Origin of the sequence: Thermocoleostomius sinensis A174 (assembly GCF_026802175.1) — a bacterium.
Classification (GTDB): Bacteria; Cyanobacteriota; Cyanobacteriia; order Elainellales; family Elainellaceae; genus Thermocoleostomius; species Thermocoleostomius sinensis.
This window is the reverse complement of sequence record NZ_CP113797.1, coordinates 2,183,298-2,202,507: the sequence shown is the minus strand read 5'-3', so window position 1 is coordinate 2,202,507 and position 19,210 is coordinate 2,183,298. Positions and strand designations below refer to the sequence as shown.

Genomic DNA, 19,210 nt, shown 5'->3' with positions numbered 1-19,210 from the left:
TGAAGAAAGGAAATAAGTGACGAGGGAACAGATGACATGCTCCAAGAAGTGCTTTTCTTTCCCAGCCAGGTTGTACCACCTGAACAGTTTGTGGGGCGATCGGCAGAAATTGCTACCGCGTTTGATCAAATTTCTGGCAGCGGGGCAAGTCGTGGACATTTGGCCATCTGGGGCGGACCGGGCATGGGCAAGTCATCGTTTCTGGAACTGCTGGCATCTGCCCAAACCTGGCAGCTATATCAGCAAGATCGATCGCACGCTTATATTGTTCGCTTCAGTTGCCAAGCGCTGACACCATTTACCCCCGCCGCTTTCTGGCGCGAAATTTTGGTGTTGTTGCAAGAGGAACTGAGTGCCGACAACCCCTTGCACTCACAGATTGACGGCTTGTTAGTGCAGAGAACATCTAGCAAAGATGATGTGCGGCAGGTGCTGCGGCAATTGGGTAAAGATGGCAAATTTCTGCTGCTATTGGTGGGCGATTATGATGCAGCGCTGCGTCCCAATGACGACTACAGTGAGGCAGAGATGGCAAACTTTTTAAGCGACTGTCGCAATTTGGCCTATCATCACCGTGAAAAGAAAAACTTCTCGATGGTGGTCACATCGCTGCGCCCCCTAGACACATTAGGCCCCCCCCTAACAGCCGATACATCTCCCTGGTTCAATCACTATCTCTATTTACCGCTGGGGCCGTTGTCCGAAGCAGAAACCGAGTTGCTGTTAGAAGGAATGCCGATGACGCCAGCCCTCAAAGAAGTGATTCAGGATATTGCCGGCGGCAATCCGACGCTGCTGCAAAATGCCGGGTATGTTCTGTATAGCAAACTTCGCATTGGCGATGTGCCCACCGCCGCAGAATTTTTTGATGAGTTTTTAGCTCGCACGCAGTATTTCTTTCGGGCAACGTGGGCGGCAACTACGGAAATGGAACGATCGCTGCTCATGTTAATTGCGCTGTCAGGCTTGAAGGGGCGTCTGCGCAACAAACACTATGATTTGGGGGATATCAATCGCGTTTTCAGCCAGCGAGAGCGAGAACTGATTGATCTGCGCTATTGGGGCGTGGTGGTGCGGCAGTTGCATCAGGGCAACGTCACCTACCGGTTTGGCTCTTCAATCATGGAATGGTGGGTGATCAAAGAAATTGAAGCGATCGCCGCCGATCCACACACCTCGCTGGAAGATCGGCAAAAAATCTTCCTGAATCTATTAAGCAAAAAGCAGGCGGCGCAAGTGATGCGCGTCATTCAATATCTATGGGATCATCGCGAAGACATCCCGGCAGTGGTGGAGTGGTTGGGAAAACTAGCCGGAGCCTTTGGTAAAGGATGGACGCAACGATAAAGGTTTGCATGGCAGGAGAAACAGCCAATGTCTACAGCCAGCCCCTGGAAACGCAATCCTTACGTCATTGGAGTTCCAATTGCCGATCGTCAACTATTTTTTGGGCGCGAAGTCCTGTTGCAGTTTATTGAGGACAATCTGCGGCAGGGTACAACGATGATTTTGCTGTATGGGCAACGACGGATTGGCAAATCGTCAGTGTTGGCTCAAATTCCCGCGTTTATCGGCTCCGAGCAGTTCTGCTGGGTGTCGTTTGATTGGCAGAATCAAGGCAACCGCCCGTTGGGTCACGTGTTGCACGCCCTAGCTACCGCGATCGTTGAACAGCTAGAAGCAGACTTTTTAGGCACAATCCCCATTCCAACAGCAGCGGATTTGACCCTAACACCAACGCGCTTCTCGCAGGAGTTTTTGCCGCAGGTGATGACTCATCTGGCTCCTAGACGATTGGTATGGCTACTGGATGAGTTCGATGTGTTGGCAGATGACACCGCCAATGCGGCGATCGATCAGATCTTGCCCTATCTAAACTCCCTGACTGCTAGTTCTCCCCGCCTGCACCTAATTCCTACCATTGGCCGCCGCCCGGAAGAGCTACCTACTCTGCTCAATTTCTTCAAAAGCGCCCCCGCCCAAGAAGTGGGACTGCTGGATGAAACCAGCGCTATTCAACTAATTACCCGTCCGGCAATCGGGCTATTGCAGTATGAACCCGCTGCGATTTCTGCCATTCTCCATCTAACAGCAGGGCATCCCTATTTCACACAGGTCGTTTGTTTTAACTTATTTGGACAGGCTCGTCAGCACGATCGTTGGACAGTTACCGCAGCCGATGTTTCCCAGAGCGTTAACCGAGCGATCGACAGTAGCCGTCCAGGACTAACCTGGTTTCGCGATAGTTTGCCCATTCCCGAACGAGTGATGTTTTCAGCCGTGGCCGAAGCCCAAGAACTTGCTCGTACCTCCTCCTTGATTCCATCTCCCATACAGCGACTGAAAGCCTGTGGCATTGAGCCAACTCCAGCCCTGCAACAATCGGGCGATCGGTTGGTAAAGTGGGGGTTTCTGGAGACTATGCCCATCTGTAAGAACGATGCAACAGTCGCCCACTATCGCGTCAAAATCGAGTTTGTGCGGCAATGGTTGCTGATGGCTTACCCGTTGACGAACGCCGCTTGGGAGTTGGAGCGCCTCTCGCCAGAAGCGCAACGGTGGTATGACGCAGCCGTTCAACAGCAGCAAGCAGGGGATGTACCCACGGCTCTTCAGTCCTACCAGCAAGCCCTCCATCACAACCCCAATCATTTCAGCGCCGGGCTGGCAGCGGCAGAGCTTTACTTGGAAGCGCAAGATTGGGCAGAAGCTGTTTCCCTTTACCAACGGATTTTCAAACTAGAGCCAATTCGATCGCAGGAGGGACTGATCCGATCGCGGTTGGGCTATGGGCAAGCGCTAATGCAGCAAGGAAAGGTTAATCTAGCGAGAACTCAGTTTTTGCAAGTCTTAGACATTGAGCCGCAGCACTCACTGGCTCAGCACTGGCTACAAAGGGCAGAAACCCAGATTAGCCAAACCTTCTTAGCTGCCAGCAATCCCTTCACGGTGGGGCAACCTGCACCGATCGATCGATTTGTTGGCAGACAGGCTGAGCTGTCCACCGCCATCGAACAGATCGAACGAGGTGGCCACGTAGCCATTTGGGGCGGAACAGGCATCGGCAAGACCTCGTTTTTGCACCAACTCGCCTGTCTCTCAGGCTCGCAGTCATGGAGAGGAAATGCGCACCCAGTGATGGTACTAGTTAGTTGTCGCCACATCATGCCTACCTTTACCTCGCAAGGCTTTTGGTTGGACGTGTTTGAACGCTTGGGCGATCGATTGACTGCATCTTCTGAGCCAGACTTTTCCCTAATGCAGCAAGTGGAACAATGCCTTCAGCAGCAGTCCACCTCTGCCCAAACCCTGCACTCAATCGCCCGACAATTGGCGCGACACGGCAAAAACCTGGTGTTGTTAATCGACGACTACGACATCGCCCTGCAACCCAACCCAAGCTACCACAAAGCTGAAATTGATTGGTTTCTAAGAGAATGGGTTGCCGCTGCCGCAGATCCGGCGATCGCAACCGTCGTAGCCTCCTCGCAGCGATTGGATCAACTGTGTCCCAAGTCGTCCTCTGCGGACTTGTTCCGTCACTATCTATTGCTGCCCTTGCCGCCCTTCTCTGTCCAGGAAGCCCAAACCCTGCTGGACTGGGTAACGCTTGCGGATTCTACACTGCAATCGGGCATTTTGGCACTGGTCGATGGCAATCCCGCCCTGCTACAACTAGCTGGATCGTTCCTTTACACAGAACTGCGCAACGGACACATTCCTACCTTGCAGCAGTTTGTTCCTGCATTTCAACAACGAGCCGCTCCATTCTTGCAAGCAATGTGGTCACAACTGCATCCCCAAGACCAAGCACTGCTACAGCTTCTGGTTCTAGAGTCGCAGGGTTTTTGGGAGCGATCGCCCACGGTTGACCGCCCAATCAGCGCCATTTCACCCCAATACGAATCAGCCCTAATGCGCCTAGAAGCCGACGGCTTGTTGCGCCAGGACAGGACTGCTGCCCCCCCCCGCTTTTCGATTGCCGCCTCTGCTTTAGAAGGATGGTTAATTCAGCAATTGCGGTCTAATCGCTCCAACGAACCGCAATCAACGCTCTCCTGGGGACTTCCTCCCCTGCTGCCGACCATCCAACCACTGCCAATGACTGACACCAACCCGCCATCCCAACCCTCAATTTCCCATCTCCCCTCCTTCGCCCACTGGATGTACCGCTTCATTCAATCGATCGACCGTGGCGCATAAAAAAACCCCGGCAAAATTACCGGGGAACGTCCAATGGTGTGCTACTGCTAGTAGCTTTCCCAGTTTTGCGAGACTTGTTAACAAAACTGGACAAGTCCTGCTACAAAAGCCAAAAAAATTTGGTCTAACCATCGGTAAACGCGAGAAGATATCAGTGAGGCTATTTCATTTAGCCCACTAAAGATTCGATCGCACCAATCATTGACCAATCATTAATTGACCAATCGTTATTAGACAATTTAGGACAATTAGATTAGGCTGGCAACGATGCAGAAACAATGGCTGTGGCTCCTGCTCTTTATCACCACGATCGTGGTGGTGGTGTCGGGGTGGTATTGGTATCACGGGCAATCCCCGGCAACAATCGTGGCTCGCAGCCAGCCTACTACTCTAACGGAGTTTCCCAGCGTGGAACCGTCACGCTTGCTAGCGGATGTAGAAGCGTTGTCCTTTACTCGCTACACTACCGCCGATCGCCGCCGTGCCCGTGATTACATCGTGTCGGCTCTGGAAGCCGCCGGATGGAAGGTAGACCAGCAGTCCCTGGACGACGGCACTCACCAAGGCATCAATTTGGTAACTATGCGACCGGGTACAGATTCCACCGCTGGCACAATCTTACTGGCAGCGCACTATGACACCGTAGAGCCGTCCCCCGGAGCCGACGACAATGCCACCAGCGTTGCAACAGTACTTGAAGCGGCGCGGCTGTTGGGAGCATATCCCACTCCTCAAACGCTACAGCTTGCCCTATTTGACTTAGAAGAAGTGGGACTGGTGGGCAGTACCGCCTTTGCTGAAGCGTTGACGGGTAACGAACCCCTGCGGGCGATCGTCTTGGATATGATGGGTTATGCTTGCTACGTTGACGGCTGCCAGTCGTTTCCGCCGCTACCCGTCACGCCCGAAACCAATCGCGGGGATTTTATTGCCGCCATTGGCGATCGCGATCATCCCGAATTACTCGACAGCTTGACTCAAGCTTCAGTCAACGGGCCACCCGTTCTCACCTTGTCAATTCCCACCTTTGGCCGCCTCACCCCCGATCTTATGCGCAGCGATCATGTTCCGTTTTGGCGCAAGGGGTTAGGAGCCGTTTTAATTACTGATACCGCCAACTTTCGCAACCCCCATTACCATCAGCCCAGTGACACCTTCGACACAATCGATCGCAACTTTTTTACCGGAACTGCCCAACGAGTCATCAATGCCACTCTAGCGTTATTACTGTCGTAACGTTGTTGCTTTATCCCTCATTACTTAGCCTTTAGGCTCTATCCTTCTGCCTATGTCTGGTTACGTATTTGGTTATGTGATTCTGTCCCTGGCTCGTCAGGGACATCCGATCGCCATTGCCACGTTGTTAAATTATGTAACTCAGCCGCACGGCATCAAGCTGCGGGTGCGCCGTCAGGACGATCGACTTCAGATGCTGTTGGAGAGTCAACAAGTTCCACCAATGCCGGCTGCGATCGAGTTTGTGCAACACAGCATGAAGATTCTGAATGTTGAGCAGATTACAACGGTGGATATTTATGGTCGGCAACAGGGAAATTGGGTTCCCGCTTGGCAAAAAACGATCTATCTTGAAACGGAATCCTGCTGGAAACATCACGCTTCTTTAACTGGGCTGGTCGATCGGTTCGTCCCCCTCTCTGTTGAAGAAAAATCCGTTGAAGAGAATCCAGTAGCACCAATCCCTCTGTCCTCTAGCGAGAACCCAATACCCGCCATGGAATCCTCTGAAGCTCCTCTAGCGCTTAACGAGACTGAGACTTCGGCAATTGTCCTACAAGAGACTGAGACCGCACCCGCACGTGAAATTTCATCTGCAAGTGAAAATCCTCACGAACGCCATGCGCCCGATCTGCTGAGACGACCAGAATCGGTTATTTTTCTATTTTTTATCAGCCTGTTTCTATTTTGGGATACCTATCTGTCGCTGCTCGAAGAGGCCGATCGCAGCCCCATGCAAGCGCACTCCACTAGTCAACTGTCTCGCCGGCTGAAGACTGCCAAAGGAGCCATTCGTCGTCGCAAGTATGCGCCCGATTTCAGCGAATGGACGCAACGCTTAGACCCCGATGGTATTGCCTGGAGCTACCAGCGTGGGCTGTATATTCCCCAACTGGAACAGGGATAATGTCACAAGCCATCGAGCAATTCGTAAGATCAGAATGAATTCGTATGGCCAAATTCCATGACCCATCCGCCCCTGACGATCGCTGACAGCAATTCTGACTTGTGTGACATCATTGCCCAATGCATTGCCGCTACCCCACAGCAGCGGATCGCATTCGCTGAGTTCATGGAGTTAGCGCTGTATCATCCGCAGCATGGTTACTATTCCACTCGCCGCACAGGCATTCAACGGGATTTTTTCACCTCACCGCATTTAGGCAAAGACTTTGGCGAATTGCTAGCCGAGCAGTTTGCCCAGATGTGGCAAATCCTCGATCGCCCCCATCCCTTTACGCTGGTGGAAATGGGAGCCGGACAAGGTTTGCTCGTTCAAGATATCGTCCGGTATTTGCATCGCCATCATTTCGAGTGCTTTGCTGCCCTGAATTATTTCATTATTGAGAAATCAGCCGCCCTGATTGCTGAACAACAACAGCGATTGCAGCCGTTAACTCGTTCCTGGAGTCACTTGTATTGGCGCACTTGGGAAGAGATTCCTGAAGATTCCATTATTGGCTGCTGTTTCTCTAACGAACTGGTCGATGCGTTGCCCGTGCATCAAATTGCGATCGACGCAGGGCAATTGCAGGAAGTGTACGTCACAGTGGCAGCAGATGCAGGGAAAGCGGGTTCAAGATTTGAGGAAGTAATTGCGGCTCCCTCGACCCCAAAACTCGTGGAGTATTTTGATTTAATTGATTTGCCTTTTCCGTCCGATCGCTATGCCGATGGCTACCGCAGTGAAGTCAATTTGGCGGCGTTGGATTGGCTAGAGACAGTCAGCAATCGATTGCAGCGCGGCTATGTGTTGACGATCGACTATGGTTATCCCGCCCATCGCTATTACAGTCCTACTCGCTCCGAGGGCACACTTCAGTGCTATTACCAACATCACCATCATTCTGATCCCTATGTGGCCATTGGGCAGCAGGACATCACCGCCCATGTGGACTTTACGGCCTTAGAGCGACAGGGCGAACGATTGGGCTTGCAGACGATCGGGTTTACACAACAGGGGTTATTTCTAATGGCACTGGGATTGAGCGATCGAATAGCCGCCCTGTCTACCCCAGAACCAGATCAATCGCTCCAAGACATTTTGCAGCGTCGCGAAACCCTTCATGCTCTGGCTGACCCGATGGGATTGGGTAACTTTGGGGTGTTAGTGCAAGCGAAGCAACTGAGTGAGCCAGAACAACAACAAACCTTGAAAGGATTCAATATTCCGCCGCTTTTTTAATCGCCAATCAGCCATTTCTCCATCATGACTACCTCAACTCCATCACTGTCAACTATTGCAGAACAACGAGTTGTCTTACCAAGCGTGACGTGGCAACAGTATAAGAATCTTCTGGCAACCCTCGGCGACTATCCTGGCTTACGGCTGATTTATTTAGAGGGAATGCTAGAAATTTTTATGCCCTCGCCTGAACACGAACTGATCAAAAGGTGATTGCCAGACTTCTAGAACGCTATGCCGAAGAAGTAGATATTGCTTTACATGACTATGGCTCTACCATGTTTCGACGGGAAGCTGAAGCGCGTGGACTGGAACCCGATGAGTGTTATTGCATAGGTATGCTTAAAGAGCTTCCTGATTTTGCTATCGAAGTGAACTTGACCGGTGGAGGCGTAGATAAGCTAGCGGTGTATCAAGGGCTGGGTGTACCAGAAGTATTGATTTGGCAGAATCAGCAGTTAACCCTTCATGATTTGCGTCAAGCGCAATGCTAAGCGATGACTCGTAGCCAGTTTTTTCCAGACTTAGACTGGACGCTGTTTGCTCAATTTATTCGTCCTCAAGACCAACCGCCAGCTATCAAAGAATTTCTTCAGGCAATTCGTGCCAGCAATCACGCTTGAGGTTCGATCGCGCTTCATCTAGAGCGCTTCATCCAAAGCAGAGCAACCGTAGCTAGCCGTTAGGATTTTGTGTATCCATAATATCAATCTGTGGCAATAACGGATCTTGTACCACTCCTATACCTGTGAAATCCCATCGCTGGAGTACGCTTCCCAATTGATTGCTCGCCATTGACTCTACGGTGAATTGATCCGCGAGTTCTGGGCTATGGGTATTCAGATAAGTGAGGGCGTCAAAATGTTCCTTAAATAACAGCAAGTACGTTGGGATTGGGGCTGGCTGACCATCGCTGTCCGTTGCTTGCATGGGACGAGCCATAATGTACTGACCGTCGCGTCTAGAACGAATGACATAGAAGATTTCAGAAAACATAACCGTGAAGATCGCGCTACCGAGTGTTGCTGAGTATAGCTTGAAAGCGGAAACTTCTTGATCTTTATCTCTGCTGCCTTATCTTCTAGGGTGGATCTTCTTTTGCTAATCTCCTTAAAGGAGTGTAAGAAGTTCGCGATCGTTCTGGTTGTGCAAGCGATGATAAAGATAGCGTCCTGTGATCTGTCCTTACGATCGGATTTGGGACTCTAATCTTTGAGACTCCATTTCGTTAAATCATGACTCTTAAGTATGCTTATTTCCCTGGATGCGTGGCTCAGGGTGCTTGCCGAGAACTGTATATGGCTACCCATGCCTTAACGCAAGCTCTGGGAATTGAATTAGTGGAATTGAAGAAAGCGGCTTGTTGCGGTTCGGGTACGTTTAAAGAAAATTCTCTGCTGCTGGAAGATACCGTCAATGCGCGCAACATTGCCCTAGCAGAATCGCTGAACTTACCGCTGTTGACCCATTGCAGTACTTGCCAAGGCGTCATTGGTCAGGTAGACGAACGCTTGAAAGCTGCCCATCAATCCAACCCCGCTTATTTAGAGAAAATCAATGGATTGCTGCAACAAGAAGGTTGCTCTCCCTACAAAGGCAGCAGTGAAGTTAAGCATTTACTGTGGGCTTTGGTCGGGGATTTTGGCTTAGAAAGCCTACAACAAAAGGTAACGCGCAAGCTAGAAGGGCTGAAATGCGCCTCGTTTTATGGCTGCTATCTGCTGCGATCGCAAAAACACTTACCCTACGACGATCCGTACAATCCGCAGTCGATGGAAAATGTGTTCCGAGCCGTAGGAGCCACGCCAGTAGACTATCGTGGACGTACCCAATGCTGTGGCTGGCCCCTGTCTAGCTATGCCACCACTCAGTCTTTCAAAATGGCAGGTGGGCATATCCAGGAAGCGATCGCGGCTGGAGCCGACTGTATGGTGACACCATGCCCGCTGTGTCATTTGAATTTGGACTCACGTCAACCAGAAGTCGAGCAAGTAATTGGGGAGCGGTTGGGCTTGCCCGTACTGCACTTGCCGCAACTCGTCGGATTAGCTGTAGGCATTGCCCCCCAGGAACTGGGTTTAGACCGTCACATTGTTTCCACCCGTCCAGTCTTAGACAAACTAGGGCTATAAGATAAACACTACTCGGCACTGCTGCCGTTGGTTTGAACGACTTGACACTGTGTACACAAGCCAAAAAACTCGAGGGTGTGATAAAAAATCTTGAATTGATACGACTGGTGCAGTTGATTTTCCAGTTCGTGCACTGGACATTCATTAATGGGAATAGAGGCTCCACATTGAAGACAGGTGAGATGATGACGATCTTCCTGAATCAGGCTATACAGCGACTCTCCGTTCGCCAACGTACGCACCTGTACCACTCCCTCTAGTTTCAAGGCCTCTAGCGATCGATACACCGTTGCTAACCCCATACTCTGATTACGATTGCGCATTTCCACATAAATATCCTGGGCGGAAATGGCCCGATTGAGGGACTTCAGCAATGTGAGAATGCGCTCTTGGCTGCGAGTATAGTGGGACTTCATAATTGCTTTATGGTATCTCTTTTCTATTTTCCCAAACCTCTGATTAAAACCCCAATGGCTTCAGCCGATCGAGAGTTGCACCCAATTCGATCGCAATCCAATCAGCAACGTCCGATTCATAAACGGTGTGAGGAATCCGGTGAGCAATCATTCGCCTATCGCTAGGATGGTTCATTCTGCTGACAATTGGCGATACACTAATCAACGTGACGCACGTAAAAAGAGGATAGATTCTTGCTAGACGAACAGGCTAAGAAAACCATGCTGCGCAAAATTCCTCATGGTCTCTACATCTGTGGAGTCAAGGACGGAGAAGAAGTAAACGGCTTCACAGTCAGTTGGGTCATGCAGGCATCGTTTCAACCCCCCCTTGTCGTGAATTGTGTACGCCAAGATTCCGGCTCTCACGCCATGATTCAGTCTAGCCAAGTGTTTGCCCTCAGCATTTTGGAAGCGGGACAAAAGGACTTAGCACAAAAATTCTTCAAACCCCAGCGACGTGTTGGCAACAAGTTTGAAGATGTCGAATTTTACCTGGGTGAAACGGGCTGTCCCATCATTTCTGATGCGATCGGCTATGTAGAATGTCAAGTGGTTGGCTCAGTGGGAAAGGGCGATCACACCGTCTTCGTAGGCGAAGTCATTGCGGCAGGCATTCATCGTGAGGGTGATCCGCTGCTCCTAGAGAGTACGGGCTGGCAGTACGGCGGATAATTGCAACGAAAGTAAATACTTTTTATCCTTCATCTCCTAGCCTTTCTCCTTCTTTCCTTTTTTCTCTCGTTTCCCATGCCATTGATTAAAGTTCAAACCTCCGTTGCTGCTCCTGCTCAGGACAGCGTTGAGTCCTTACTGAAGCAGCTATCGTCCAGCTTAGCTAAGCAATTAGGCAAGCCAGAGTCCTATGTGATAACGGCATTTGAACCTGGAGTGGCGATGACCTTCGCCGGGACAACCGACCCCGTTTGTTACATCGAAATCAAAAGCGTTGGCAGCATAAATCCCACTCAAACTAAAGCCATGAGTCAGGAGTTTTGCCAAACGATCGCCCAAGCACTGGGAGTGCCCACTAACCGCATCTATATCGAGTTTGCTGATGCCAAAGGCTCAATGTGGGGCTGGAATGGCTCAACATTCTAATCCACTAGTATGGTGGCAATTCGTCTGTTACACTTTGTTACAGAACAACCCCGTTCTACAAAGCAACGAAGCGAGTAGCTGAGGAACTTCATGCTTAAGGCACTGCTGTTCGATTTGGATGGAACGCTTGCCAACACTGACCCCATTCACTTTGAAACATGGCGCGAACTACTGTTAGATCAAGGGCTAGACATTAGTCTAGATTTTTATCAGACAAACTTTAGCGGACGGCGAAATCAAGAAATTGTCAAAGACTTGTTGCCTCATCTCTCGGATGTAGCAGGAGAGCAGTTAAGTTGGCAAAAGGAGGCGAATTTTCGCGATCGGGCAGAACAGGTGCTTGTCTCAACCCCAGGTTTGGCAGAACTCTTGGCTTGGGCAGCACAGCACAATCTAAAGCAAGCCGTTGTTACAAATGCGCCCGTTGAAAATGCTCGATTTATGCTGCGAGTGTTGCAGTTAGAGGCGACTTTTCCAGTTGTGATTCTGGGGGACGAACTGCTCAAGGGCAAGCCTGATCCGTTGCCCTATCAGCTAGCCTTAGAGCAATTAGGGGTTTCTGCTGCTGAGACGATCGCCTTTGAAGATTCCCCCTCTGGTATTCGATCGGCCAGGGGTGCTGGGATTCCAACGGTGGGAATTGCTTCAACTCACTCACCTGCCGAACTGTATGATCTCGGAGTATCGCTCGTGATTGCTGATTTCACCGACAAGCAACTCTGGAAATGGTTAAAACGCGATCGAATGCTAGGGCCGTTTGAAGTGGCGATCGGTCACAGTGAATAGGTAATTGAGTAGGTAGTGGGTGATGGGTCATGACACTCGCTAAAGCAGTCTGCTGATTTCTGCTCAATCAAAAGTCCTACACCGGACTTTGACCATAAAATGGCAAAACGGCATCCCAATGGGGGCGTTCACCCCGCTGCCAAGCTAAATAGGCTAACTCTAGTAAGGAACTGGCTGTTGCGCCTAGTCCCCCTTCTGCTTGCACCAACTGATAGGGGTGATGCCAGCGATCGAGCGTTTCTTGCCACTGGGCGGGGTCTAGTACTGTATCAACCAGCTTGGCATTGACGCCGAGTTTTGGGTCAACTGAATAAATGCCTCCATACAGCTTGCCGCGATGGGCAGGCATCTGTACAGCAATATCTGCGTTAATCGCTGAATTGACAGCTTGGCTGTTTACAGTTGAGGTATGGGTTTGCCAAGCCACGATGGCGAGGGAAGATCTACCAAACAACGGAATGTTGAGTTGTTGAGCCAAAGTACGGGCTGTCACGACGCCTAAGCGCGTACCGGTAAATCCACCTGGGCCAATAGCAACGGCAATAAAGGCTAGATCTGTCCAGGTTTGCGGCCGCATAAACTCAGCTAAGTAATTGTGCAGTAAGGTAGAAGCGTTTTGTCCTAATCCTGTCCAAACTTGCTGCCGTCGATCGCTGGAGAACTGACCCAAAGCGAGTCCTAGATCAGTGCTGGTTGTATGGATTGCCAAAGCATAGGCTTGAGAATCGAAGGGTGGCTCTTGCTCAGTCGAGTACATCATGAGAATTATTTGCTGAAACGCAGAGACCATGCAATAACGAAAAGGACACGGATAAACCATGTCCCTCATTCAACAAACGATGTTTTGAAGAGAAATTTAAACCGAAGGTACTCCTCTAATAAACCGAAGGTACTCCTCTAACAAAAACGGACTTACTTAATAGAAACCTTACCACCAGCGGCTTCGATCGTCTTCTTCGCTTCCTCAGCCACTTCCTTGGCAATGCCTTCTTTGATCGGCTTGGGTGTAGATTCCACCAAATCCTTGGCTTCTTTCAAACCCAGACCCGTCAATTCACGCACCGCCTTGAGGACTGCAATCTTCTTGTCTGCTGGAACTTCATCCAGAATGACATCAAATTCAGTCTTCTCTTCAACTTCCTCTGCCGGGGCCGCTGCACCCGCTGCCGGGGCCGCCATCATCATGCCACCCACTGGGGCGGCTGCACTCACGCCAAATGCTTCCTCAATTTGCTTAACCAACTCAGAAGCTTCTAGCAGTGTTAGGGTTTTAAGCTGTTCCAAGATTTCATCAGTTTTTGCAGACATGAATCAACTCCTTTAATGGATAGTTAGTGGTTAATGTAGACAGCGAAGAACTAGACTAGTCATCGCTCCGTACTTGCCAGACGATCGAGACGGTTATACAAGACAGCAATGCGCACGTCTTCGATTAGGCCGCTTCGTCTTGTTTGTCTTTATCAGCAACAGCCTGTAACGCCCGCGCTAAAGAACCGGGCACTTCGTTGATGCCAACGGCTAGCTTGGTGGCCACACCATTGATTGCTCCAGCAATCTGAGCCATCAGTTGCTCTTTGGAAGGCAGATCGGCGATCGCCTTAACATCTGCTTCAGTCAGCAAGCGACCTTCCATCGCACCACCGCGAATCACGGTCTTCTTAGTGGCTTTCTGGAACTCTTGATAGGCTTTGAGTGCCCCTCCTAAGTCATCTCGCAAGAATAAGAAAGCCGAAGATTCCTTACAGAGGTCAGCGATCGGTTGCCAATTGGGATCGTCTTGAACTGCAATCCGCATCAGCGTATTTTTAGTGACTTTGCACTCAGCGCCTGCTGGAATCAAACGTTTGCGCAAATTAGTAATTTCAGCAACCGTCAATCCTTTGTAGTCAATCACAACTGTGAGTTGAGTGTCAGTCAGCGACTCCTTCAACTCCGCCACGATCTCTCGCTTATTTTCTAGTGTTCGACCCATTCAGTATCACCTCCTTAAAGCCTGACAATGCAACAGTTTGTCCCTCCAACTGATTCAAACCCTAGACGTGCAAAACCCCGGTGTAGAAGGCCGGGGTTCAACTAAGCTTCTGACGCTACTTCACACAATCGTGAAGCCGTTGCAGAAAACTTGAGCAAACCTCGGCAGGAGATTAAGCCTTTTTGCACCTGCTGTCTCTGGCTTGGGCTATTCAGTTGAAAACTTGTTCGCGGTGTGCGTTACTCCCCCCCACTATGGTTTACCTATTTCCAACACAGTCTGCATGACGTTAGGCAGCATCCGTTAGCTTCAAATCGCGCAGGGCATTAACGTCCACCTCGATCGAAGGGCCCATTGTAGCCGCTACATACACACTCCGCCAATAGCGGCCTTTTGCACCGGAAGGACGATTGCGATCGATCGTCTCTTGCAGGGCCTTCAGATTAATCAACAAATCTTCAGCCGAGAAAGCAGCCTTGCCAAACATGACATGGACAATTCCAGTGCGATCGGCCCGAAACTCCAGCTTCCCTGCCTTAAAGTCAGAGATTGCCTGAGCAATATCAAAGGTCACAGTTCCGCCCTTGGGAGACGGCATCAGCCCACGAGGGCCCAATAATCGTCCTAGCTTCGCCACTTGAGGCATCACGTCAGGTGTTGCAATCAGGACATCAAAGTCCATCATGCCGCCCTGAATCTCGTTGATCAGTTCCTCAGAACCGACAATATCCGCACCAGCGGTATTTGCCTCTGTCACCTTTTCGCCGCGAGCAATTACAGCAACTCGAACCGTTTGTCCAGTTCCTTTCGGCAGCGCCACCGTAGTGCGCAACTGTTGGTCAGTGTACTTCGGATCAATACCCAAGCGAATATGAGCTTCAGCCGACTCTGGAAACTTGGCTGTTGCTGTTTCCTTGAGTAATTCCAATGCCTCAAGGGGTGCATAAGCTCGATTTTCAACCTTGCTTTGCAGTTCTTGTAGGCGTCGTGATACTTTTCTTGCCATTTTTTCATCTCCTGGGGTCATAACGAGGACTTCCCTCTCCCCCGACTTGGGTGAACATCAAAACATAGGATACAAACGCAGAAAAAGTGGTTTCGGCAAAGCTGTCCTTCTATTTCTGACTGCGCTAATCCACTAGTCTTTAATCTTTAACAGTAATGCCCATATTGCGGGCTGTGCCTTCCACAATTCGCATAGCAGCCTCAATATCATTGGCGTTGAGGTCTGGCATTTTAGTTTGGGCAATTTCTTGGAGTTGGGCCCGAGTTATAGAACCAACCTTCTTTTTATTCGGTTCACCCGATCCACGCTCAACTCCTGCGGCTTTGCAAATCAAAACCGACGCTGGAGGGGTTTTGAGGACAAAGGTGAAGCTGCGATCTTCATAGACCGAGATTTCTACTGGGATCACAAGCCCAACTTGATCAGCTGTTCTGGCGTTGTATTCTTTGCAGAACATCATAATGTTGACCCCGTGCTGACCCAATGCTGGTCCGATCGGAGGGGCAGGATTGGCTTTACCTGCATTAATTGCCAATTTAATAATTGCTACAACCTTTTTTGCCATTGCGAAACTAGCTCTGCTTTTGTACCTGATTGAATTCCAATTCGACGGGTGTATCTCGTCCAAAAATCGAAAGCAATGCTTTCAATTTGCTGCGCTCAGGAGAGACCTCAATTACTTCACCTTCAAAGTCCTTAAAGGGACCTGACAGAACAACAATTTTGTCACCAGCCGCCATGTCAATTTTGATCACGGGGCGCTGCTCCTGAGACTGCTTGAAGATGCGCTCTACTTCCGAAGCCCCCAAGGGGACAGGCTTCACATGTCCTCGACCTCGACCATACCGTCGCTTTTGTTCGGCCCCCACAAAGTTGATGACATTAGGAGTATTTTTCACCACCTGCCATGTGTCATCGTCCATTACCATGCGCACAAGAACATATCCGGGAAAAACCTTCTCTGCAATTTCCTTCGGTTTGCCGCCTTTATGAGGCTTCAGGATGGGAGTTTGAGGAATCTCAATTTGAAGAATGCGATCGGCAACATCCAAAGTTTCGATGCGCTGCTCCAGATTGATTTTGACTCGATTTTCACAACCAGAGGCGACCTGAACTGCATACCATCGAGCCGAACCAGGATGAACACCCGATTCCTCGCCTTCCACTGGCATCAAATTGTCTGATTCGTCTGATGCAAACGACATTAGAACACCTGCCTAGCGGCCCAACTGAATAGGTTATCGACCAAATAGATAAGTGTGGCTGAGAGAGTAACCATGAGAATGACCGCAAGTGACTCACTAATTAGCTGCTGGCGGCTGGGCCAGACAACTTTTCCAAGCTCTTCACGGGTTTCTTGAAGAAACGAGACGGGACTGAATCCAGAGTCTACCGCTTCGGCCTTTTTGGCGTCCTTCGGCTCCTTCGATTCTTTCGGCTCTTTAGTATCTTTCGCCGTTGGTTCGTTCTTCTTCGCCACGGTTCCCTACTGCCTCGCTATAAAACTTCCACGATTGCGTCAGTGCGCTTAAACTGAATAATCCTTACGCTAGAGCTATTCGCTTAGCAAGTAAATAACAGCGCGCCCTGGAGGACTCGAACCCCCGACATCAGGTTTTGGAGACCTGCGTTCTACCAACTGAACTAAGGACGCACGAATGGAGGCATTGTTTGCTTGTCCTTTCCTAGTCTAGCAGGTCATTAGTCATTCGCTGTTGGTTGATCGTTTGTTACTTCGGGTGACTGAATAGATCAATTTTGTTTATCTCTTCAGTTCTGTACCTTCAATATCTAGAGATTGATAACCAAACTTATATAACTAATTCACTTCTAGTCTAGGGGACGATCGAAGCGCTGCTTCAAACGAGTCGCTTTACCAACCCGATCGCGCAGATAGTAGAGCTTCGCCCGCCGTGCCTTACCGCGTCGCAAGACTTTGATACTAGCAACACGGGGAGAATGAAGTAAAAATACCCGCTCCACGCCAACACCTTGAAAAATTCGTCGAACGGTAATAGTTTCATTGATGCCGCCATTGCGCATCGCAATGACAGTGCCTTCGTAAGGCTGAACTCGCTCTTTACCGCCTTCTTGAATTCGTACCCCCACGCGGACGGTATCACCGACATGGATGGTAGGAAGATCCGACTTTAGATATTCCGTTTCAATTGAACGGATTAATTCCTCAGCTTTCATCCCAACCCTAGCAAAACTCACGATCGATAATTGTAACGCGAGAAACTTCAATAGTCTAGGGGGACACGAGAAAAAATGAGAAAAGAGCGTCCTGAAACGAGCTAAAGCAGTTATCCCGCTAGCGCTAAGCCATCGGCTCTTGGTTCAGAGGCAGCCACAAACCCATCTCCTTGTTGCAGAATGATTTGTCCCTTGCCAAAGCTACGGCTTTCAGGAGTCACCTGGACGGTGTGTCCTCGATCGCTCAATGCCAAGGCTAGAGCACGAGAAACCGTTTGTTCTAGGACAACACCCTTCATATCAGCCGTCACCTGCCAGCGGGGGGCATCTAGAGCGGTTTGGGGATTCATGCCATAGTCTGCCAAATTCACCACCAGTTGCACATGTCCCTGCGGCTGCATATGCCCTCCCATAACGCCAAACGGGCCCAGAGGTTGATTGCCTTGGGTAAGGAACCCTGGAATGATGGTGTGGAAGGGACGTTTGCCTGGCGCAATTTGGTTAGGGTGTCCGGATTGCAACGAGAACCCCAGTCCCCGATTGTGCAATGCAATGCCCGTTCCAGGAACCAAGACCCCGCTGCCAAAGCCCGCGTAGTTGGACTGAATCAACGACACCATTAGGTCACGATCGGCAGTTGCCAAATAAACGGTACCACTCGTTGGCAGGACTGTTTGAGCTACGATTGCCCGATCGCTAATCAATGCTCGGCGCTGCGCGGCATATGTTTTATCTAACAGTTGCTCGACTGACACTTGCATCCAGTCTAGATCGGCTACCTGTTGATAGGCATCTGCAAACGCCAACTTCATCGCTTCAATTTGCCAGTGAAAACTCGTGACAGAATCGCGGGGATAGCGATCGAGGTCAAAGCCTTCCAAAATATTGAGTGCTATCAGAGCCGCAATCCCTTGACCATTGGGTGGAATTTCCCACACTGTGAGATCGCGATAGGTGGTAGAAATGGGCTGCACCCATAGCGGTTGATGGGTTGCTAAGTCGGTTGTTGTTAACAACCCTCCGGTGGCAGCGGCAAACGCAGCGAGTTGTTCAGCTAATTTTCCGCGGTAGAAACTTTCTCCTTCGGTTTGGGCAATGGCTCTCAGGGTGGCAGCATGGGCAGGACTTCCCCACTGTTCACCCGCTTTTGGTGCTCGATCGCCCCGAAAAAAGATTTGTTTGAACGGTTCGACGGTAGTTCCCGCTTGTGGCAAAAACCAAGACTCGGCGGCTTTCCATGCTCGCGCTGTTTCGGGGGAAACCGGAAACCCTTGCTCGGCATAGCGAATGGCTGGCTCAAACAGTTGCTCGAACGGCAATACTCCCCAGCGATTCCAGAGCGTTTGCCAGGCGGATACGGCTCCGGGCACGGTAACGGGCAGCCAGCCGAATGGCGGAATTTGGTCTAACCCCGATACCCGATCGAGGCTAAACGCTTGAGCGCTCTTTCCCGAAGCGTTGAGTCCATGTAATTGTCCATCCCACACCAAGGCAAAGGCATCGGAACCAATGCCATTCGAGGTCGGTTCCACAACTGTCAGTGCAATGGCCATAGCCACCGCAGCATCAATGGCATTTCCTCCTCGCCAAAACATCTCCATGCCTGCCAAGGTCGCCAAAGGTTGACTAGTGGCGGCAGCATAGTTACCTCCCATGACGACCCGTCGGGAAGATGCATAAGGATAGTGAGTGAGATCAAAGGGCATGGGGACAGTAAGCTTGGCTGAAATCAACTCAACCGAAAGGGAACCGTCAGGTCGTGAAGTTTAACGGGGCGGTCTAGGCAGAAACCCAAGCCCTCGTTGCAATTTCCATACCTGACGGGGGATCAACTCTCGATCGACTCTGACGTTGTTGAATGCAGGTTTAATTTACTAACTTTCTGCTGTCAATGACAGAAGCAGAATTGAGGACGAGGATAATGCAAACTCTACATAG

23 protein-coding genes and 1 tRNA gene are annotated in these 19,210 nt (G+C 50.4%); 12 read left to right on the top strand and 12 right to left on the bottom strand.

What is annotated here, in order from left to right:
* Positions 1-36 precede the first annotated feature (36 nt).
* The 8 genes from OXH18_RS09560 to OXH18_RS09525 all read left to right on the top strand — a co-directional run bounded on the left by OXH18_RS09560 (position 37) and on the right by OXH18_RS09525 (position 8,247).
* Positions 37-1,347, top strand: a complete 1,311-nt coding sequence (locus OXH18_RS09560) for an ATP-binding protein (RefSeq protein ID WP_268612390.1) — start codon at positions 37-39, stop codon at positions 1,345-1,347.
* Positions 1,348-1,374: 27 nt separating this feature from the next.
* Positions 1,375-4,203, top strand: coding sequence for an AAA family ATPase (locus OXH18_RS09555; RefSeq protein ID WP_268612389.1), 2,829 nt, complete (start codon positions 1,375-1,377; stop codon positions 4,201-4,203).
* A 267-nt stretch (positions 4,204-4,470) separates the two neighbouring features.
* Positions 4,471-5,439 carry a M28 family peptidase gene (locus tag OXH18_RS09550; RefSeq protein WP_268612388.1) on the top strand — a complete coding sequence of 323 codons (969 nt, stop codon included), beginning with the start codon at positions 4,471-4,473 and terminating at the stop codon, positions 5,437-5,439.
* Between the two features lie 52 nt (positions 5,440-5,491).
* The gene (locus OXH18_RS09545) at positions 5,492-6,346 is read left to right on the top strand and encodes a hypothetical protein (RefSeq protein ID WP_268612387.1); all 855 of its coding nucleotides are present in this window, start codon (positions 5,492-5,494) and stop codon (positions 6,344-6,346) included.
* Between the two features lie 57 nt (positions 6,347-6,403).
* Positions 6,404-7,624, top strand: a complete 1,221-nt coding sequence (locus tag OXH18_RS09540) for a class I SAM-dependent methyltransferase (RefSeq protein WP_268612386.1) — start codon at positions 6,404-6,406, stop codon at positions 7,622-7,624.
* A gap of 24 nt (positions 7,625-7,648) precedes the next feature.
* On the top strand, positions 7,649-7,837 hold the full coding sequence (locus OXH18_RS09535) for a hypothetical protein (protein WP_268612385.1): 189 nt from the start codon (positions 7,649-7,651) through the stop codon (positions 7,835-7,837).
* Positions 7,834-8,118 carry a Uma2 family endonuclease gene (locus OXH18_RS09530; RefSeq protein ID WP_268612383.1) on the top strand — a complete coding sequence of 95 codons (285 nt, stop codon included), beginning with the start codon at positions 7,834-7,836 and terminating at the stop codon, positions 8,116-8,118. Before OXH18_RS09535 ends, OXH18_RS09530 begins: the two co-directional genes overlap by 4 nt.
* A gap of 3 nt (positions 8,119-8,121) precedes the next feature.
* A complete protein-coding gene (locus OXH18_RS09525) occupies positions 8,122-8,247 on the top strand; it encodes a hypothetical protein (RefSeq protein ID WP_268612382.1) in 126 nt (41 codons plus the stop codon).
* Between the two features lie 52 nt (positions 8,248-8,299).
* Here the strand turns inward: OXH18_RS09525 and OXH18_RS09520 are convergent, their stop codons facing one another.
* Positions 8,300-8,620 carry a hypothetical protein gene (locus OXH18_RS09520; RefSeq protein ID WP_268612381.1) on the bottom strand — a complete coding sequence of 107 codons (321 nt, stop codon included), beginning with the start codon at positions 8,618-8,620 and terminating at the stop codon, positions 8,300-8,302.
* A gap of 239 nt (positions 8,621-8,859) precedes the next feature.
* Between OXH18_RS09520 and OXH18_RS09515 the strand changes: the two genes are divergently transcribed.
* The gene (locus OXH18_RS09515; protein WP_268612379.1) at positions 8,860-9,756 is read left to right on the top strand and encodes a CoB--CoM heterodisulfide reductase iron-sulfur subunit B family protein; all 897 of its coding nucleotides are present in this window, start codon (positions 8,860-8,862) and stop codon (positions 9,754-9,756) included.
* An 8-nt stretch (positions 9,757-9,764) separates the two neighbouring features.
* Here OXH18_RS09515 and OXH18_RS09510 read toward each other — a convergent pair whose 3' ends face one another.
* The gene (locus OXH18_RS09510; RefSeq protein WP_268612377.1) at positions 9,765-10,172 is read right to left on the bottom strand and encodes a Fur family transcriptional regulator; all 408 of its coding nucleotides are present in this window, start codon (positions 10,170-10,172) and stop codon (positions 9,765-9,767) included.
* Positions 10,173-10,406: 234 nt separating this feature from the next.
* On the opposite strand from OXH18_RS09510, the gene OXH18_RS09505 reads away from it, so the two are divergent.
* From OXH18_RS09505 to OXH18_RS09495, 3 genes are all read left to right on the top strand, one after another.
* Entirely contained in the window at positions 10,407-10,886 is a 480-nt protein-coding gene (locus OXH18_RS09505; RefSeq protein ID WP_268612375.1) for a flavin reductase family protein, read from the top strand.
* Positions 10,887-10,961: 75 nt separating this feature from the next.
* Positions 10,962-11,312: a phenylpyruvate tautomerase MIF-related protein gene (locus OXH18_RS09500; RefSeq protein WP_268612374.1), complete on the top strand. Its 351-nt coding sequence runs from the start codon at positions 10,962-10,964 to the stop codon at positions 11,310-11,312.
* A 90-nt stretch (positions 11,313-11,402) separates the two neighbouring features.
* Complete coding sequence (locus OXH18_RS09495; RefSeq protein WP_268612373.1) at positions 11,403-12,098, top strand: HAD family hydrolase; 696 nt, start codon at positions 11,403-11,405, stop codon at positions 12,096-12,098.
* A gap of 76 nt (positions 12,099-12,174) precedes the next feature.
* Here OXH18_RS09495 and tsaB read toward each other — a convergent pair whose 3' ends face one another.
* From tsaB to OXH18_RS09445, 10 genes are all read right to left on the bottom strand, one after another.
* The gene (tsaB, locus tag OXH18_RS09490) at positions 12,175-12,858 is read right to left on the bottom strand and encodes a tRNA (adenosine(37)-N6)-threonylcarbamoyltransferase complex dimerization subunit type 1 TsaB (RefSeq protein ID WP_268612372.1); all 684 of its coding nucleotides are present in this window, start codon (positions 12,856-12,858) and stop codon (positions 12,175-12,177) included.
* A gap of 152 nt (positions 12,859-13,010) precedes the next feature.
* Positions 13,011-13,406, bottom strand: coding sequence for a 50S ribosomal protein L7/L12 (rplL, locus tag OXH18_RS09485; protein WP_268612371.1), 396 nt, complete (start codon positions 13,404-13,406; stop codon positions 13,011-13,013).
* Between the two features lie 124 nt (positions 13,407-13,530).
* Positions 13,531-14,070, bottom strand: coding sequence for a 50S ribosomal protein L10 (gene rplJ / locus OXH18_RS09480; protein ID WP_268612370.1), 540 nt, complete (start codon positions 14,068-14,070; stop codon positions 13,531-13,533).
* Positions 14,071-14,359: 289 nt separating this feature from the next.
* Entirely contained in the window at positions 14,360-15,076 is a 717-nt protein-coding gene (rplA, locus tag OXH18_RS09475; RefSeq protein ID WP_268612369.1) for a 50S ribosomal protein L1, read from the bottom strand.
* 139 nt (positions 15,077-15,215) lie between these two features.
* Complete coding sequence (gene rplK, locus OXH18_RS09470) at positions 15,216-15,641, bottom strand: 50S ribosomal protein L11 (protein ID WP_268612368.1); 426 nt, start codon at positions 15,639-15,641, stop codon at positions 15,216-15,218.
* Between the two features lie 7 nt (positions 15,642-15,648).
* Positions 15,649-16,281, bottom strand: a complete 633-nt coding sequence (gene nusG / locus OXH18_RS09465; protein ID WP_268612367.1) for a transcription termination/antitermination protein NusG — start codon at positions 16,279-16,281, stop codon at positions 15,649-15,651.
* On the bottom strand, positions 16,281-16,556 hold the full coding sequence (secE, locus tag OXH18_RS09460) for a preprotein translocase subunit SecE (protein WP_268612366.1): 276 nt from the start codon (positions 16,554-16,556) through the stop codon (positions 16,281-16,283). Before secE ends, nusG begins: the two co-directional genes overlap by 1 nt.
* A 101-nt stretch (positions 16,557-16,657) precedes the next feature.
* Positions 16,658-16,730: transfer RNA gene (locus tag OXH18_RS09455), tRNA-Trp, on the bottom strand.
* 176 nt (positions 16,731-16,906) lie between these two features.
* A complete protein-coding gene (gene rplS / locus OXH18_RS09450; RefSeq protein WP_268613152.1) occupies positions 16,907-17,272 on the bottom strand; it encodes a 50S ribosomal protein L19 in 366 nt (121 codons plus the stop codon).
* A gap of 110 nt (positions 17,273-17,382) precedes the next feature.
* Positions 17,383-18,978, bottom strand: a complete 1,596-nt coding sequence (locus tag OXH18_RS09445) for a gamma-glutamyltransferase family protein (protein ID WP_268612365.1) — start codon at positions 18,976-18,978, stop codon at positions 17,383-17,385.
* Positions 18,979-19,210: the final 232 nt, after the last annotated feature.